The sequence below is a fragment of the Maribacter litoralis genome (assembly GCF_003075045.1).
GTDB classification, from domain to species: domain Bacteria; phylum Bacteroidota; class Bacteroidia; order Flavobacteriales; family Flavobacteriaceae; genus Maribacter; species Maribacter litoralis.
The window spans coordinates 402,168-418,525 of the sequence record NZ_QCZD01000002.1; the positions used below are offsets into that span (position 1 = coordinate 402,168).

A 16,358-nucleotide genomic window follows, 5' to 3' on the forward strand; every position below is an offset into this window, starting at 1 on the left:
TACTTTGGTTGAAATGAAAAGTATATTTTGCTTGTTATTTGTTTTATTGTTTGTTGAACTTGTAATTGCACAAAATGGTAAAATTTTGGACAAGCAATTAGTTGATTTATCTAAAACTGAGGTTTGGTATAGAATATCAGAGAACAATATTTTAAAAGACGAGTTCGCTCATTTGAATAATCTAGATTTCTTTTTCATTACGTATCAAAGTGATTCCTTGGTAATTAATGGTATTCTGATAGAACCCAAAAGTAGTGGAAAGTATCCGGTGGTAATTTTTAATCGTGGGGGAAATAGAGATTTTGCTCCACTCAACTTATCTACGATAATTAATTATACTTCAAAATTGGCAGGACAGGGGTATGTTATTATTGGTAGTAATTATCGAGAAAAGGATGAATTTGGTGGTAAAGAGTTAAATGATGTATTGAATTTGACAGAAACAGTAAGAGAAATTGAAAAAGCTGACCCAAATTGTATTGGTATGTTCGGGTGGTCAAGAGGTGGTGTAATGACTTACTTAAGCTTAAAAGAATCAGATAGAATTAAAACTGCAATTGTTGGTAATGGAGTTACAAACTTGTTTCAGTTAATTAAAGATCGACCTAAAATGGAAACAGCAGTTTTGGCAGAATGTATTCCAGATTATTGGAAGAATAAAGAGTTAGAATTGCGAAAACGTTCAGTCATATATTGGTCAGAAAAACTAAGTAAACAAAGTAGTCTTTTGATTATATCCGGTAAGAATGATAAACGAGCAAATCAAAATACCACAACTAAGTTTGTAGAAAAATTATCAGAATTGAAATATGATTATCAATACCAAGAGTTTATAACTGATCATTTTTTCTCAAACAAAAGAAATGAGTTAGATCAATTAGTTCTTTCTTGGTTTAATAAACGATTAAAAAACGCAGATTAAACTGGTGTCTTACTTCGCAAACAACTGCCCCATATCTTTAAAAGCTTTAAATTCTAAAGCATTGCCCGCTGGGTCATAAAAAAACATGGTAGCTTGCTCTCCTGTTTTACCTGCAAAACGCACATAAGGTTCAATGACGAATTTCACACCCTTAGATTTTAGCTCTTCTGAAAAGCTTTGAAATGTATCCCAAGGTAAAACTACCCCGTAATGTGGTACGGGTACATCATGACCATCAACAGGGTTGTGGTGTACACTTTCTGATTCAGATTTAGGTTTGTAATGAATCACTAATTGATGTCCGAATAAGTTGAAATCAACCCAATGGTCGCTACTACGACCTTCTTCGCAATTCAAGATATCTCTATAAAAAGTTTTGCATTCCTCTAAGTTATGAACGGGAATGGCAATGTGGAAAGGTGTTACGTTTTGCATAATCAGTTATTTCTTAAGGCTGAAATTAACTCTTTTTTGCTCATTTTCGAACGTCCTTCTATACCAATTTTCTTCGCTTGCTCGTAAAGCTCATCTTTTGTTCTGTCTTCATAAGTGGAAGCTTTACCACCTTTCTTGCCTGCATTATCGGTATTTGCAATTCGAGCTGCCTTTTCTTTACTATAGCCCTTGTCTACCAATGCTTCGTATTGCTCTTCGTTTTTTATTTGGGGTATATCATTTGATTTTGCCATTTTTTATTTTAAAAATAAAAAATTAATAGCCTGGCAATGTGCTGTATACCTTTAGATATTACTCCGCTAAAAAAGAAATGATCTTGTTGTTGACCTCATCCTGGTGCATAGAGTGTCCAAATCCTTCAGTGCTAACGAGCTCACTTCCTTTCCAATGTTTATGTACATCTACAGAAGCGTGGTACGGAGCAATTTTATCAAACTTGTCATGAAAAAGCAATCCTTTTTTGTTGTTATGCTCAACGAACTTGGCACTTGAAAATTCTTCTGTTGTAAAGTTGAATTTTTCTTGAATAAACTGGTTAAGTGCAGAAATCACTTTGTTGTTTAAACCAAGTAAACTTTTGTAATGAGCCATTATCTCATGAAACTCAGATGGCGAACCTATAGTTACCATTTTTTCTAAGATATTATTGGGGTTTTTGTATTCATTGTACAAAATGGTCATACCTCCCATAGAATGGCCAATAGCTATCGTTGGTTTGTATTTTAATAGCATGGCTTGTACTTGTTTTGCATATAATGGTGCATGTAATATTTTTCCCGTAGAATAGCCATGGGCAGGAGCATCAAAAGCAATAATATTGTAATCTTCTTTTTGTAATTTTTCAATGAGTTTATGCCATCTCCAAGTATTGCTTTCCCAACCATGTACCAACAAAACGGTCTCTTTAGAACCTGCCCAATTATATACTTGTATTTTATGCTCACCTACGGTAACGACTTCTAGCTTGGCAGTATCCAAATATTCTTTTTGGTTGGGTAAAACCCTGCCTTTACGTACGGTGGCAAATACGATAAAAGCCTTGTAGGCTGCTTTTTTCGAAGAAAACCAAACAAGTATATTAAAATATAGACCGTATAATTTTGGTATAAGTTTTTGAAGAAATGCGGGCACGTAATAGTATTTAGAAATTAGTAAGTAATTGGGGGTAGTAATTATAACCTCAACTGGGGTACTATTAATCCCAGCCGATCATCATATATTTTACTTTGGCATTATCAGGTATTTGAACCTCTTCTATATTATTGTTTGCATTGTATCTAAGACTTTCAGGTAGCTCTTTTTTGTCTATGGTAAAATAGAGGTCACTGTCTTTTAACAATACAACCACATTGTTAAGCGAGGTTATAATCTTTTTTATGGCGTAGTTCTCCCGTATTTCTTTAAATGTGCTCAGTTTAGAGATTCCCTTGTCCGTTACAAATCTATCATCATTAATAAGTACATTCTGTATGGTGGCAATGCTATCGTTGTTTGGTGTAAGGGTCAATAGTAAAGCACCTCCTTTCTCGTAAATTTTGATTTTGCTGGCTCCATTGCCAAAGTTCAGTTTTACGGTATCTTGTACAACGGAGTCTTTTTCAAATATCAGTTCTATATCTCTGGCAAGGCTCTCTTTTGATAGTTTGCCAACCTGATCGCCAGATATTTGAAAATCATTGCTCTGCTCATCGGTGCAACTTATCAATAGACCACAGCAAATCATTAAAATAAGGGTATAACTTAATTTCATAATTTATCTCATCACTTTTTTTAATACTCCCAATACACCTCTTATAAAAGTAGCGCTTGTTAAAACCTTAATGACAGGGTTCTGTCTTGTACTGGCCCTTCTGGTGGTTTTTCGCGCAGCTGGTTTGTTCTTTTCTTTTTCCGCCAATTTTTCGGCAGTTTCTATTTTTTCGTTCAGTATTTCATAGGCACTTTCCCTGTCTATTACTTCGCCATATTTCTTCACTAAAGATGACCTATCAACAACTTCATCCAATTCATTTTTGGTCAATACATCCATACGGCTCATTGGTGCGCGTAATAACGTTGCCGCTAATGGTGTGGGTCTTCCTTTTTCATCTAAAGCAGATATCAATGCCTCACCTATACCCAAAGAGGTAAGTACTTCTTTGGTATCGTAATAATCAGATTCAGGATAGTTCTCTGCCGTCAATTTAATGGCTTTTCTGTCTCTTGCCGTAAATGCTCTTAAGGCATGTTGTACTTTTAGACCTAATTGCGACAGTACATCGTTTGGTACATCTGTTGGGTTTTGGGTTACAAAATACAACCCGATTCCTTTTGAACGAATCAGTTTAACAATACTTTCTATTTGATCTAATAAGGCTTTTGAGGCTTCCTTGAAAATAAGGTGGGCTTCATCTATAAATAGTATTAATTCTGGTTTATCGCTGTCACCTTGCTCAGGGAAGGTATCATATATTTCGGCTAACAAGCTCAACATAAAAGTTGAAAATAACTTAGGTCTGTCTTGAATATCGGTTAATCGTAAGATATTGATATACCCTTTTCCTTCTTCGTTTATGCGGGTGAGGTCATTGACATCAAAAGACTTTTCACCAAAGAACATTTCTGCACCTTGCTGTTCCAATTCAATAATTTTTCTAAGAATGGCACCTGTAGAACTTGTTGAAATTCTACCATATTCTTTAGTGAACTCAGCTTTGCCTGCGCCCGTAGCATATTGTAATACTTTTTTAAAATCCTTTAAATCTAAAAGAGGCATTTTTTGGTCGTCGCAATATTTGAATACGACCGACACTATACCTGACTGTGTTTCTGATAGGTCAAGAATTCTTGATAATAATACAGGACCAAATTCCGAAACCGTTGCTCTGAGCTTAACACCGTCTTGTTCAGATAATGAAAGTATTTCTACCGGAAAGCTACTAGCCTCAAATGGGAAGCCGATTTTTTCGTGGCGCTCGTCTATTTTTGCATGACCGGGACTAGGTTGTGCCAATCCGCTCAAATCACCTTTTAAATCCATCAACATTACCGGTATGCCCTTGTCAGATAAATTCTCTGCCAATACCTGCAATGTCTTTGTTTTACCCGCACCGGTAGCACCTGCAATAAGCCCGTGCCTGTTCAATGTTTTTAAAGGTATTTTTACGAAGGCATTTTTTACGGCTTCACCATGTAACATGGCCGCACCCATATTTATATAATCACCCTTGGTAGCATATCCTTTTTCTATATGTTCAAAAAACTCTTCGGTACCGGCCATTTTCTATATTTTCGATAAAAATAGGGCATTTTTCACCAAACCAAAAAACTACATCACCCTTAAATATCACTACTTTTTAACATTTGATGTGCGAACTGTACTGGTCTGAGTACAGAATTTACCGATGCGTTCTTACTGTATAATTTGTGAACTAAAGCGTATCTTTGCCGAATGAAAAATGAGGAGGTACTGGAGAAAGTGAATAAAGGGGTGTATTTGCCTTTAATGGAAGAGTTCTATACCATACAGGGCGAAGGTTTCCATAAGGGAACCGCAGCTTATTTTATTCGTGTTGGCGGGTGCGATGTAGGTTGCCATTGGTGCGATGTTAAGGAAAGCTGGAATGCTGAAACTCATCCACCTACAGCAATTGAGCATATTGTGGAGAATGCCGCTACATATTCAGATACCATCGTTATTACCGGTGGTGAGCCATTAATGTGGGACATGAACCCCATTACCAAAGCCTTAAAGGAAAAAGGACTGAAAACGCATATTGAAACATCTGGTGCCTATACCTTATCTGGCGATTGGGATTGGATCTGCCTTTCACCTAAGAAAAACAAACTACCTGAAGGTAGAATCTATGACGAGGCACATGAGCTTAAAGTCATTGTATACAATAAACACGATTTAATCTTTGCAGAAGAGCAAGCCGCAAAAACAAATTCAAATTGTATTTTGTACCTACAGCCCGAATGGAGCGTGAGAGATAAGGTGGTGCCTATGATCGTAGATTATGTAATGAACAACCCTAAGTGGAAAGTGTCATTGCAAACACATAAATACCTTAATATTCCTTAAGAATTTCAGCTTATTGGCGACCGCCATTTGCACGTATATCTAACAAGCATTCTGTGTCTAAACCAGCAGTTGCCGCACCTTTAGCGGTATTTTGCTGTAATAGGCTTAGCACCGTTGCACCAGATAATGTGCAGCCAGATTTTATACCGGCTTCATATTGGGCAACAGAATTTGTATAAAGTGATTTGCCCGATGAGCCCCCAAACTGCAATTCTGCTCGCATTAGGCAGCCAGCTTGGTTACAATGATTATCATCTACTAATTGGCCGTCTTCGTTTTCAGATTGTGATTGGTGGTCGTTGACCATATCCGTACCCAAATCTACCAACCCGAACAAATGCCCGAATTCATGGTTTAACGTGGTCGTCTCCACATCGCTCACATTGATGGATGCACTTAAACTGGCCAATTCCCTAACGGTAACCTCATGGATGATCATAGACGTATTGCGGTAAACCGCACCAAGGGTTACTAAACCTCCGTCAAGATCATCACCTTCAGCAGGTGCATCGGCAAAGTAAATGTATATCGCCAATGTACTGCCAGAATTAAAAACGGTTCTGTTCGAGGTTTCTAAATCTGCAATTTCCTGCAGTGTTAGTTCGTCTTCGGACGGACTAGGTAATTCGTTATAGACCAGTTCTATTTCTTCTTTGAACGTATGTTCTTTTAGATAATCTGTAAACTGGGTCATTGCAGCTTCGGTGGGCTGAAAACCGGTAACATATGCTATTTCTATTAAAAGCTTGTCGAAATTATCGTTTGAAAGTATGTCATTGGCAGAATCTCCCGTTGCCAAAAGGTTGGCGCTTTTATCTACTTGTGCGGTAGTATTATCGGCATCATCATCAGAAGAACTTTTAGAGCAAGAAATACTACATATTAAAATGCCTAATAGTAAAAAGCTTTTGAACTTGGTCATAATAGTATTTATATGAATAGGATAACGTAAAAAAAGACTGCCTATTATTTCATATGAGTTAATCTTGCTAAATAGTCGTAATGTTCCCCTTCCATTACAAGTTCACATGTTAAATTACTATAGTTAGCTGCTCTTTGTAAGGTGTTGTAGTCTACATAAAGCCAAGGAAATGGGGTGCTTTTTTCGTTTTTGTATTCCATGCTAAAACTTACTTCGCCGTAGTACTCAACATGATCGGGAATCCAGTAGCCGCCATCTTCATCATTTTCAAACATATAAATGATATCGCTGGAGTCTAAAAGAATTTGACCGCCTTGTTCTAATAGCGATTTCAGCTTGGAGAAAAACGCTTCTATTCCGGCTAAGGTACCTCCTAGTCCTACACCATTCATTAAAATTAATATCGTATCGAATTTTTCACCATCAAACGTTAAGAGTTCTGAGTGTACGGTATTGTTGAGTCCGCGTAATTTACTGACTTCAATAGCTCCTTTTGATGCATCTAATCCGGTTACGGTTAGTCCTTTTTCCTGTAAATACAGACCATGGCTGCCAGCACCGCAACCAACATCTAGAACCTTTCCTTTGCATAATTGCAGCGCCTTTTGCTCTATTTTGGGCATTTCTTTAAAATTCCGGAACATATATGGTATTGGTAAAACATCTTCTTCATCAAGAGAGGAATACGTAATGATGTCTTCGGAATAATTACCGTGTTGATAGTCTAAAAGAGCCGTGCCTAAAATGTCCTTGTTCAAAATTCTAGTATTTCTAGATACAAAAGTCTCGCTTTTTGGTACTACTTTCCTAGTTTTGAAGAATTAATTTTAGAGATGAAAGAGGTTTTGCGTCAATTGCCCAAAAAGGCAAGAGAGAAACATACTGAAAATAAAAAGTTCTTTGCCAAGCTAAGGAAAAAGCCGCCTAAAGATTTGGACTATACCATGCAAGAACTTCATGAGGCGGAGTTTGAACGTACCGATTGCCTAACCTGTGCCAATTGCTGTAAAACAACAGGACCACTTTTTACAAATGCCGATGTAGAACGTATTTCAAAATCGTTCCGTATGAAGCCGCAAAAATTTATTGAAACCTATTTGCGTATAGATGAGGAGAACGACTATGTCTTGCAACAAGTGCCGTGTACTTTCTTAGGTGCCGATAATTATTGCTCTATTTACGATGTACGCCCCAAGGCATGCAGAGAGTTTCCACATACAGACCGAAAAAAGTTTCAGCAAATTAGTAACCTAACCCTTAAAAACGTAGCTATTTGTCCTGCGGCTTTTAATATAGTGGAGGAAATGAAGAAGCGGATAAAGTAAAAGCTATTATTTAAATATGCTCTTTATATGTTGGGGTAGTTAGATAAACATAAAGAATTTCAAATTGCAAATCGAAATAGAAAATCATAGAATAAAATGTTACACATGCATGAGACCATCAACCACTTGTGTCTGCAAGCATATTAGTCCTCTGAAGACTAAAACCCGTTTTATCATTCTAATGCACCCCAAAGAGTACAAAAAAGAAAGAAACGGTACGGGGCATATGACCCAACTGCAACTTGAAAATTCAGAGATTATAGTTGGTGTCGATTTTAGCGATAATAATCGTGTAAATGAAATATTGACCAAAAAAGAGCAAAGCTCTTTTTTGCTTTACCCCGGAAAAGACAATTTTAATCTATCTCAAAGAAATGGTTCTGAAATGAATGCCTTTCTGGGTAAAAGACCTTTTATCTTTATTCTAGATGGTACGTGGCCCTGTGCCCGTAAAATGCTAAACCTAAGTACGAACTTGCAAAAATTGAAGAGACTTAGTTTTAATAACAGTATAGAATCGAAGTTCATTTTTAAGCAACAACCGAAATCGCTATGTTTAAGTACTATTGAGTCGGTCTTTACGGTTTTGAATTTACTAAAGAAAGGAGAAGTAGAAGAGTGTGATACGACGGATTTCTTAATTCCTTTTGAGAAAATGATTGCCCATCAACTCGATTATATTATAAATCCAAATAATAAAAACGACAGTTCTGCTCCGATCAAAGAGATTCTTCCCAAGAAAAAGTATAAAACCAATACTGAAAGAAATGTTGTTTTTGAGTTGGGATAAAATTTGATTTTTAATACAGTCAATTTGGGTAGGTATTAAAATTATTCATATTTGTTGAAGTATTTTTTAGCACTGTTATCAACATAGAGAAAGAAATTATGCTAAAATAATTTTTACTGAATTTGAAAATTAACTAGATTACAAGTAGATACCATTTTTTAAAAACATCTTATTCTTGAGCATTATAAAAAGTTTTTTTGGATTCAATAATCAAAAAAGAGATTTTGTTTTGGATTATTTCAAAGTGCAAATCGAAAAGCAGGGTATGAAAATTGATTCCATAGACGAAACTGAACTTATCTATATTTCCAAAGGCGATATAAATTTAAAAGTAAGTTTAGACAACATAAGGGTGGTTTATGAACGAGAGTATGATAAGTCAGTTATTACAGGTTTTGTAAAATCGATTTTAAATTATTCTTTAGAAATGCCTGAGCAGTGGTCTGATGTTAAAGAGAGGATATTTGTTTCATTATTTACTTCAGAATACGATTACCAAGATTTTATAAACTTTGAATTTTCTCAAAAAGTAAATAAAATATATACTTATAGGGAGAATGACCTTTTTTTTTGGGTGACTTATGAAAACTTAAAAAAATGGAATATTTCTGAAAAAAAATTAGTTGAGCAAGCTCAGCAAAATGGAGATAGAATTTTATCAGCTACTAAAATAGTATATGATACCATAGAAGACAGAAAATTAGGTATGCTTGAATCTCCTGAAAATGAAAATCTGAAAGCGGCTCTTCTGTTAGCTCCCTCAATGAAAGAAAGGATTGTAAAAGATTTCAGCTTTCCGTTTTATGCCGTAATTCCGGTACGAGATTTTTGCTATGTATTTTCAGAACATGATTTTGAATTCTTTTCACAGCGTATAGGGCAAGTAGTGGTAGAGGAATATGAGCAATCTGCATATCCATTTACACCTGAGTTATTAAGATTTTCAGAAGTAGGTGTTGAAACTGTTGGTATATATAGCGAACTGTAGTTTATGTATTTGATAATTAATTGATTAGATGAAACTTAAATTTATATCATCAATATTTCTTTCCTTTTTAATCGGATTATATATTGCATTCCATATGACCTTATTTTCAGGAATAACTCCATTTTTAGATACCATTCTTTTGGTTATTGTTGTTTTGCTATTAGTATGGAATTTAGTTTTGATTTTTAAAGAGCAGGACAAGCCACTAAAGTTTATTCAATTATCAATTTTGGTTTTTGTAATACTAATAGCTTTCTATTCAGCAAAGATAGAGTTAGAATCTCTAGCATAAGAAAACCCAAGAAAATACTTTAGACTGGTGCAACATTCAGACCAGAGGATTAAATGCCAGATCAATATTTGACTGGCTCAAAATTAGCGGTGACCTACCCATAGTTTGCTAGTTTTGGACCGTATATAATAAATAAAATTTAAGTTTGATATTTCTGAAAATTAATTGTTTTACGAGTAATACCAATAAAAGTTTATTATATTGATTGATTATTTGCGAATTTGTCAGAGTTAACATATTTAATTAATAATGCTTTAATTAGGTGATGTAATTCTATTTGCATGTAAATAACTTAAAATACACTTTCATTTTATGGATCAGATTATAACCTATTTTGAATCGATACCTGCCGCACACCGGTCTTTAATTTTGGTTGGTGGTATAACTTTTTTCTGGATATTAGAAGGTATTGTCCCCTTATTCAATGGTGCTTATAATAAATGGAAGCATTCGGTGCCTAATTTCTTTTTTACGCTGACCACTATAATTGTAAATTTTCCGTTGGCTTTCTTCCTTTTAAAAACATCGGATTGGGCTGTTGCCAATGATTTCGGTATCATTAATTGGTTGCCAGAAATGCCTTTGTGGGCATATGTATTTTTAGGTGTTGCTTTGCTTGATTTAATCGGAGCTTATTTGGCACATTTGGTAGAGCACCGAGTAAAACCGTTGTGGATGGTGCATTTGGTACATCATACCGATCATAATGTTGATACGACCACAGCTAATAGACATCATCCGTTAGAAAGTATTATTCGTTATTTATTTACCTTACTAGGCGTTTTTATGGTTGGTGCCCCAATAGGAATCATAATGTTGTACCAAAGTCTTTCTGTAGTGTTGTCTCAATTTAACCATGCGAATATAAAACTGCCAAAAGGTTTGGACAAAGCAATTAGTTGGGTAATCATTTCCCCAGATATGCACAAAGTACATCACCATTATGTATTGCCGTATACAGATAGCAATTACGGAAATATTTTCTCTTGGTGGGATCGTTTATTCGGCACCTATATGCATTTGGATCGTGAAAAAATAATCTACGGTGTAGATACGTTCCCCGATGAGGTAGCGAACGGTAAAATTGGTCCGTTGTTAAAATATCCTTTTGTAGGGTACAGAAAACCAACTACCGATGGTAGTAATTTGGCAGATATTGTCAATGAGCAGCATTTAGTAAAGTAGATACTTTGCCCTTATCTTTTTAAATTTTTCTATATCATCTTGCCAACTTGTTTTTATTTCGGCATTGGTGGCGCCGGCTTCAATTTGCTTTTGCAATCTGTCATTACCTGCGTGTTTGGTAAAACCACTAGTTAGAAAGAATTTACTTTTATCTACAGAATGTGTATAGGCATCTATAACGTATTCCATAGTCATCTGGTTCATTCGCTTGGTACTGGAAAGGTCTTTGCCATAACACAGTTTTCCTTCTTCTTTCGGGTATTTTGAACCAAAATTGGGTTTTGGTGTATAGGAGAAATCGTAAGCAGTGGAATCTAAAAATGAAGCTCCGTAGCGTTGAAATTGAAACTCCGTACCACGACCGGCATTGATGTTTGTGCCTTCAAACAGGCCCAAGCTAGGGTAAAGGGTAATTGAGGTGTCGTTTGGTAAGTTCGGTGAAGGGCGAATAGGTAAGCTATAAAAGCGATCATGCGACCAGTTTTCTAGAGGAATTACGGTCAAATCGGCTTTTTTATCACCCTCTAACCACATCTCTGCATTGATCATGTTGGCATATTCGCCAATGGTCATACCATATACCAATGGTATCTGGGTCATACCAAGAAAAGAAGTATGTTCGGCTTCCATGGTAGGGCCGTCAATATAATGTCCGTTGGGGTTTGGGCGGTCCAATACCAAAACGGGTATTCCTTTTTCGGCACAGGCTTCCATAACCAATTGCAATGTAGAAATGTATGTGTAAAAGCGTACACCCACATCTTGTATATCGAACAATACCAGATCTAAGCCTTCTAATTGTTCTTGAGTCGGTTTTCTGTTCTTTCCGTGTAATGATATTAATTCTAGTCCCGTTTTGGTGTCGGTACTATTTTTCACATGCTCACCGGCATCGAAATTACCCCTAAACCCATGTTCTGGTGCAAAAACCTGTTTAATGTCAACATCTAAAGAAAGAAGACTGTCTACCAAGTGGGTGTACCCATCGGGTTTAAAAATGACGCTTGTTTGGTTGGCGACAATGGCTATTTTTTTGTCTTTTAAGAATGGTAAGTACGCTTTGGTTCGGTTGGCCGCTACCACAATTTCTTTTTCTTGTACTTCAATTTTTGGCTCGTCTTGGGTTGGTGAGTTGTTGGCTATTACTTTGGTATCGTTTCCACAGGTAGCCAATACCAAAAACCATAATAAAACTGTACTTTTGAAATTGGATAAAAATAACATCATTTGAATCTAGAATATTTTATCGCCAAACGGCTTATAAAGGGTAAGGAGCATAAAATTAGTATTTCCGCACCAATAATAAAAATAGCCATTGCCGCAATTGCCATTGGGGTGATCATGATGTTGATCGCTATTGCTACCGGTTTGGGTTTAAAAGATAAAATACGTGAAAAAGTAACTGCTTTTAACGGTCACGTACAAATTTATAATTACGATAATAATAATTCTGAGGTATCTGTAGTTCCGGTAAGCACGCAACAAGAGTTCTATCCAGAATTTAAAATGGTAGACGGGGTACGTCATATTCAAGCAGTAGCTACCAAGGCCGGTATCATTAGAACTGAAGATACCTTTGAAGGTATTATAGCCAAAGGCGTAGGTAAAGATTATAACTGGGAACCATTCGATGAATTTCTGATCGATGGTGTGCTGCCTGATTATACGGGTGATTTGAATTCTGATGTGCTCATTTCTAAAATTATGGCGAACCGACTAAATTTTAAGGTGGGCGATTCGTTTTTTACTTTTTTTCTAAGGGATGATGCTCCGGATAAAATTCCAAACCAAAGAAAATTTACCATAACCGGCATTTTTGATAGTGGTTTTGAGGAGATAGACGGACTCTATATTTTTACCGACATTCGCCATATTCAACGCATGAACAAGTGGGAAGAAACAGAGGTTGGTAATTTTGAGATATTCTTGAACAGTTTTGATGATATTGACCAAAAAGCGAATGAAATCTATGGGCAAACAGTATCTAGTTTAGATACAAAATCCATAAAGGATAAATATTACAAGATTTTTGAATGGATAGGGTTATTCGATTTTAATATTGCCCTTATTATAGGTATAATGATTATCGTGGGTGGTATTAATATGATTACGGCACTATTGGTACTTATTTTAGAACGTACCCCAATGATCGGAATTTTGAAGGCTTTGGGTACTAATAATTGGAGTATTCGCAAAGTCTTTTTATATAATGCCGCTTACCTTATTGCCGTTGGCTTGTTCTGGGGTAATTTAATTGGTTTGGGCATAATTTTTCTTCAAGATCAGTTTCGTTGGTTTAAGTTTCCAAACCCTAAGGAATATTATATTGAATACATTCCGGTGAGTATAGATTTATGGATTATTCTTCTTTTAAATGCCGGGGTATTGTTGTTATGTTTATTGATGTTGTTGATACCGTCGTATATAATTACGAGAATTACACCGGTGAAGGCCATTAGATTCGAGTAGTGTAATTTTCATAAGCTTATTGTGTAATTCACCTTTGATTACCCCTCTTTTTGGTAAATTTGATGTAAAACAAATCACATGCATCAAAAGTTACTTCTTACCCTATTTGCTGTGCTTTTATTGACGGGAGTCAATGCGCAGAAACTTTCAAAAAACGAGAAAAGGATTGTAAAATCCATTGAGCAGAATAATGCCGAAGCTATTTCATTTTTAGAGAAAGTTGTAAATATCAATAGTGGCACTCTTAATCTAAAAGGTGTAGAAAAGGTGGGAAAGGAATTTGCAACTGCTTTTACTGATATTGGTTTTGAAAGTACTTGGATTCCTATGCCCGAAGAAATGAACAGGGCGGGTCATTTATTTGCCGAAGTGAAAGGAACAAAGGGTAAGAAATTATTGTTGATCGGTCATTTAGATACGGTGTTTGAAGAAGATAGTCCGTTCCAGACTTTTGAGATGGTGAACGATTCTATTGCACATGCGCCTGGTGGTAATGACATGAAAGGGGGTAATGTAATTGTACTCTATGCGTTAAAGGCTTTACAACAAAACGGATTATTGAATGATGCCCAGATCATAGTTGCCTTTACAGGAGACGAAGAAAGTACGGGAAGTCCTTTAGAGAAAAGTAGGCACGATTTAATAGAAGCGGCAAAAAGAAGTGATATTGGTTTGGGTTTTGAAAATTCAACGGGGTTCAACTATGCTACCGTCGCCCGTAGAGGTTCTTCTGGATGGAAGGTTGAGGTAGAGGGAAAAAGAGCCCATTCTTCAGGCATTTTTAGCGATGATACTGGTGCAGGTGCCATTTTTGAAATGTCTAGAATCTTGAACGGTTTTTATACCGATGTAAAAGGTGAAGATTTGTTGACCTTTAATCCTGGTACATTGGTCGGTGGTACTTTTGTGGAATTCGATGAAATGAGTAGTAAAGGAACCGTGTTTGGAAAAACAAATGTGGTTGCACAAAAAGCGGAAGTGCGAGGTGGCTTACGTTTTATTTCCGAAGAACAAAAAGAACGTGCTCGCGAGAAAATGAGAGCGATAGTAGCCGATAATTTGCCGCAGACATCTGCAACGGTAACTTTTAAGGATAGTTACCCGGCAATGCAACCTACGGAAGGTAATAAGGCTTTACTTGAAAAATTAAATGAGGTGAGTTTAGATCTTAAACAAGGTGAGGTATTAGCATATGATCCTGGTAAAAGAGGTGCTGCAGATACGTCTTTTGTAGCTGAATATGTAGACTGTTTAGACGGGTTGGGTACCATGGGAAATGCTGCACACACCCCTGAAGAAACGGTAAACTTGAATACTATTGAGGCATTGACAAAGAGAACGGCATTATTAATTTATAGATTGATAAATGAGTAATATGACAACATTAAAACATAAGGATCACGAAGTTAAAATCGAAATAGGTGAGTTGGTGGGCTATCGAGTAGACGGTCATGAGTTTATGCATCAAAAAGGAAACCCCGGTTGGCGTAGTGTAGATACTGAAATGTTCCCTTTGATCGGGCCAACGAACGAAGCCGATTTTAAAGTAAAGACTCCTAAAGGATTTGCTGTTCAAGATCAGCATGGTCTATTGCGTGAAATGGAATATGAGTTGACGGAGCATACTGCTTCTAAAGCAGTGTTCTCAAAAAAATATACAGCCAATACCACGGTGTTAAACTCGAAATACCCTGCGAAGTCTACCGCTGAGAAATTAAGCTGGCCCTATGATTTTGAGTTTGTGAAAACCTTTGAATTGACCGGTGATGCTTTAGAGGTAACGTTTACTATTTCGGGTGAAGAGGGTATGCCTTTTATGTTAGGCTATCACCCTGCATTTATGTTGCATTCTAAAAACGCCATTATTTCTACCACTAGTCAAGATATTACCATTCCTGAAGTTATGGCAGTAGGGAGTAGGGCGCTACAGGTGCCTAAGACAGATACGATTACCTTAAAGGATGAGAAATCCATTCAAATAACATCTGAAGGCTTTAGCCATTTTATGTTGTGGACAGAAGTGCCAAATATGGTGTGTATTGAGCCCATAACATTCTATCCATATGCCGTTGCACAAGAAAACCTAGCGGAAGGTTTTACGAGGCTTAAAAAGGAACCGGCTGTTTTTAAAGTGGTGTTGAAACCTATGTAGTTTTAAAATCACCAGTGTATGTGTTATGATGTAAAAACGAGTTTAGAGGCACAATTAAAACGTGCTCAGCGAAACCAAGATTTAAAGGCAATAGAGGAAATTGTAGAAAAATTGGGACCGTTGACAGACTTGCCGCTTCATCATGCATCGGGGTTTACGCATCCAGAGGTATTGATTTACACCAATGAAGACCCGTGGTATCCAATTGTGGCTACGTGGGGACTTATTCCCCATTGGGTGAACACGGTTGAGCAGCAAAAGAAAATTTGGAATAGTACATTGAATGCCCGGGTCGAAACCATATTTGAGAAACCAGCGTTTCGAGATGCCGCACATGAAAAAAGATGTATTTTTTATGTGGACGGGTTTTATGAGCATCACCATTTTAACAATAACACCTATCCTTTTTTTATCCATCCAAAGAACAAAAAACCTTTGGCACTTGCAGCTTTGTGGTCTAAATGGCAACATCCAGAGCATGGTGGTACTATTAATTCATTTTCAATAGTAACTACATTAGGAAATGGTATGATGGCAAAAATTCACAACAACCCTAAATTAAAAGAGCCACGTATGCCTTTAATGTTATCCGAAGAAATGGAAGAAAGGTGGCTTTCATCAAGCTCAACTATTGAAAAGCAAATAGAGGAAGTATTAAATTCCACCAATGACATCGCATTAAAAGCCCATACCGTTGGCAAGCTTCGCGGTAAGAATTATATGGGCAATACGGAGTCTATTTGTAATGAAGTTGAATATGCGGAGCTAGATCCCGAAAAACTAAATTTATAAAT

Annotated in this window: 18 protein-coding genes; 10 read left to right on the forward strand and 8 right to left on the reverse strand. The window is 36.5% G+C overall.

The genetic code is table 11. The features are described 5' to 3' along the window. Positions 1-13 precede the first annotated feature (13 nt). The gene (locus DCS95_RS09040) at positions 14-922 is read left to right on the forward strand and encodes an alpha/beta hydrolase family protein (RefSeq protein ID WP_116770459.1); all 909 of its coding nucleotides are present in this window, start codon (positions 14-16) and stop codon (positions 920-922) included. A 9-nt stretch (positions 923-931) separates the two neighbouring features. Here DCS95_RS09040 and DCS95_RS09045 read toward each other — a convergent pair whose 3' ends face one another. The 5 genes from DCS95_RS09045 to DCS95_RS09065 all read right to left on the reverse strand — a co-directional run bounded on the left by DCS95_RS09045 (position 932) and on the right by DCS95_RS09065 (position 4,637). Continuing rightward, positions 932-1,357, reverse strand: coding sequence for a VOC family protein (locus DCS95_RS09045; protein WP_116770460.1), 426 nt, complete (start codon positions 1,355-1,357; stop codon positions 932-934). A gap of 2 nt (positions 1,358-1,359) precedes the next feature. After that, on the reverse strand, positions 1,360-1,611 hold the full coding sequence (locus tag DCS95_RS09050; RefSeq protein WP_116770461.1) for a DUF7218 family protein: 252 nt from the start codon (positions 1,609-1,611) through the stop codon (positions 1,360-1,362). 58 nt (positions 1,612-1,669) lie between these two features. Continuing rightward, entirely contained in the window at positions 1,670-2,509 is an 840-nt protein-coding gene (locus tag DCS95_RS09055) for an alpha/beta fold hydrolase (protein ID WP_116770462.1), read from the reverse strand. Positions 2,510-2,573: 64 nt separating this feature from the next. Then, positions 2,574-3,128, reverse strand: coding sequence for a hypothetical protein (locus DCS95_RS09060; protein WP_116770463.1), 555 nt, complete (start codon positions 3,126-3,128; stop codon positions 2,574-2,576). Between the two features lie 3 nt (positions 3,129-3,131). Further along, positions 3,132-4,637, reverse strand: a complete 1,506-nt coding sequence (locus tag DCS95_RS09065) for a helicase HerA-like domain-containing protein (protein ID WP_116770464.1) — start codon at positions 4,635-4,637, stop codon at positions 3,132-3,134. A gap of 171 nt (positions 4,638-4,808) precedes the next feature. Here DCS95_RS09065 and DCS95_RS09070 point away from each other — a divergent pair, with 171 nt between their 5' ends. Then, the gene (locus DCS95_RS09070) at positions 4,809-5,441 is read left to right on the forward strand and encodes a 7-carboxy-7-deazaguanine synthase QueE (protein WP_116770465.1); all 633 of its coding nucleotides are present in this window, start codon (positions 4,809-4,811) and stop codon (positions 5,439-5,441) included. A gap of 10 nt (positions 5,442-5,451) precedes the next feature. Here the strand turns inward: DCS95_RS09070 and DCS95_RS09075 are convergent, their stop codons facing one another. Then, positions 5,452-6,363: a hypothetical protein gene (locus tag DCS95_RS09075; protein WP_116770466.1), complete on the reverse strand. Its 912-nt coding sequence runs from the start codon at positions 6,361-6,363 to the stop codon at positions 5,452-5,454. A 44-nt stretch (positions 6,364-6,407) separates the two neighbouring features. Next, a complete protein-coding gene (locus DCS95_RS09080; RefSeq protein WP_116770467.1) occupies positions 6,408-7,121 on the reverse strand; it encodes a class I SAM-dependent methyltransferase in 714 nt (237 codons plus the stop codon). Between the two features lie 75 nt (positions 7,122-7,196). On the opposite strand from DCS95_RS09080, the gene DCS95_RS09085 reads away from it, so the two are divergent. From DCS95_RS09085 to DCS95_RS09105, 4 genes are all read left to right on the forward strand, one after another. Further along, the gene (locus tag DCS95_RS09085; protein ID WP_116770468.1) at positions 7,197-7,688 is read left to right on the forward strand and encodes a YkgJ family cysteine cluster protein; all 492 of its coding nucleotides are present in this window, start codon (positions 7,197-7,199) and stop codon (positions 7,686-7,688) included. Between the two features lie 64 nt (positions 7,689-7,752). Further along, positions 7,753-8,478: a tRNA-uridine aminocarboxypropyltransferase gene (locus DCS95_RS09090; RefSeq protein ID WP_279629389.1), complete on the forward strand. Its 726-nt coding sequence runs from the start codon at positions 7,753-7,755 to the stop codon at positions 8,476-8,478. Between the two features lie 175 nt (positions 8,479-8,653). Continuing rightward, positions 8,654-9,466 (forward strand): hypothetical protein, encoded by an 813-nt coding sequence (locus tag DCS95_RS09095; RefSeq protein ID WP_116770470.1) that lies wholly within the window; start codon positions 8,654-8,656, stop codon positions 9,464-9,466. A 604-nt stretch (positions 9,467-10,070) separates the two neighbouring features. Then, entirely contained in the window at positions 10,071-10,943 is an 873-nt protein-coding gene (locus tag DCS95_RS09105; protein WP_116770472.1) for a sterol desaturase family protein, read from the forward strand. On the opposite strand, the gene DCS95_RS09110 is transcribed toward DCS95_RS09105, so the two are convergent. After that, positions 10,932-12,167 (reverse strand): exo-beta-N-acetylmuramidase NamZ family protein, encoded by a 1,236-nt coding sequence (locus DCS95_RS09110; RefSeq protein ID WP_116770926.1) that lies wholly within the window; start codon positions 12,165-12,167, stop codon positions 10,932-10,934. The two genes, DCS95_RS09105 and DCS95_RS09110, sit on opposite strands and share 12 nt — an antisense overlap. A 3-nt stretch (positions 12,168-12,170) precedes the next feature. On the opposite strand from DCS95_RS09110, the gene DCS95_RS09115 reads away from it, so the two are divergent. The 4 genes from DCS95_RS09115 (at position 12,171) to DCS95_RS09130 (ending at position 16,356) form a co-directional block, all read left to right on the forward strand. After that, a complete protein-coding gene (locus tag DCS95_RS09115; protein ID WP_116770473.1) occupies positions 12,171-13,412 on the forward strand; it encodes an ABC transporter permease in 1,242 nt (413 codons plus the stop codon). A gap of 78 nt (positions 13,413-13,490) precedes the next feature. Next, positions 13,491-14,786, forward strand: coding sequence for a M20/M25/M40 family metallo-hydrolase (locus DCS95_RS09120; protein ID WP_116770474.1), 1,296 nt, complete (start codon positions 13,491-13,493; stop codon positions 14,784-14,786). 1 nt (position 14,787) lies between these two features. Beyond that, positions 14,788-15,564, forward strand: coding sequence for an aldose 1-epimerase (locus DCS95_RS09125; protein ID WP_116770475.1), 777 nt, complete (start codon positions 14,788-14,790; stop codon positions 15,562-15,564). A gap of 18 nt (positions 15,565-15,582) precedes the next feature. Then, a complete protein-coding gene (locus DCS95_RS09130) occupies positions 15,583-16,356 on the forward strand; it encodes an SOS response-associated peptidase (protein ID WP_116770476.1) in 774 nt (257 codons plus the stop codon). The last annotated feature ends 2 nt before the right edge of the window (positions 16,357-16,358 follow it).

What these genes read in the sequence shown, in the direction of transcription:
- DCS95_RS09070 (WP_116770465.1), top strand. Translation starts at nt 4,809, where the DNA reads ATGAAAAATGAGGAGGTACTGGAGAAAGTGAATAAAGGGGTGTATTTG.
- DCS95_RS09040 (WP_116770459.1), top strand. Translation starts at nt 14, where the DNA reads ATGAAAAGTATATTTTGCTTGTTATTTGTTTTATTGTTTGTTGAACTT.
- DCS95_RS09060 (WP_116770463.1), bottom strand. Translation starts at nt 3,128, where the DNA reads ATGAAATTAAGTTATACCCTTATTTTAATGATTTGCTGTGGTCTATTG.
- DCS95_RS09050 (WP_116770461.1), bottom strand. Translation starts at nt 1,611, where the DNA reads ATGGCAAAATCAAATGATATACCCCAAATAAAAAACGAAGAGCAATAC.
- DCS95_RS09125 (WP_116770475.1), top strand. Translation starts at nt 14,788, where the DNA reads ATGACAACATTAAAACATAAGGATCACGAAGTTAAAATCGAAATAGGT.
- DCS95_RS09110 (WP_116770926.1), bottom strand. Translation starts at nt 12,167, where the DNA reads ATGTTATTTTTATCCAATTTCAAAAGTACAGTTTTATTATGGTTTTTG.
- DCS95_RS09120 (WP_116770474.1), top strand. Translation starts at nt 13,491, where the DNA reads ATGCATCAAAAGTTACTTCTTACCCTATTTGCTGTGCTTTTATTGACG.
- DCS95_RS09065 (WP_116770464.1), bottom strand. Translation starts at nt 4,637, where the DNA reads ATGGCCGGTACCGAAGAGTTTTTTGAACATATAGAAAAAGGATATGCT.
- DCS95_RS09085 (WP_116770468.1), top strand. Translation starts at nt 7,197, where the DNA reads ATGAAAGAGGTTTTGCGTCAATTGCCCAAAAAGGCAAGAGAGAAACAT.
- DCS95_RS09045 (WP_116770460.1), bottom strand. Translation starts at nt 1,357, where the DNA reads ATGCAAAACGTAACACCTTTCCACATTGCCATTCCCGTTCATAACTTA.
- DCS95_RS09105 (WP_116770472.1), top strand. Translation starts at nt 10,071, where the DNA reads ATGGATCAGATTATAACCTATTTTGAATCGATACCTGCCGCACACCGG.
- DCS95_RS09130 (WP_116770476.1), top strand. Translation starts at nt 15,583, where the DNA reads ATGTGTTATGATGTAAAAACGAGTTTAGAGGCACAATTAAAACGTGCT.
- DCS95_RS09075 (WP_116770466.1), bottom strand. Translation starts at nt 6,363, where the DNA reads ATGACCAAGTTCAAAAGCTTTTTACTATTAGGCATTTTAATATGTAGT.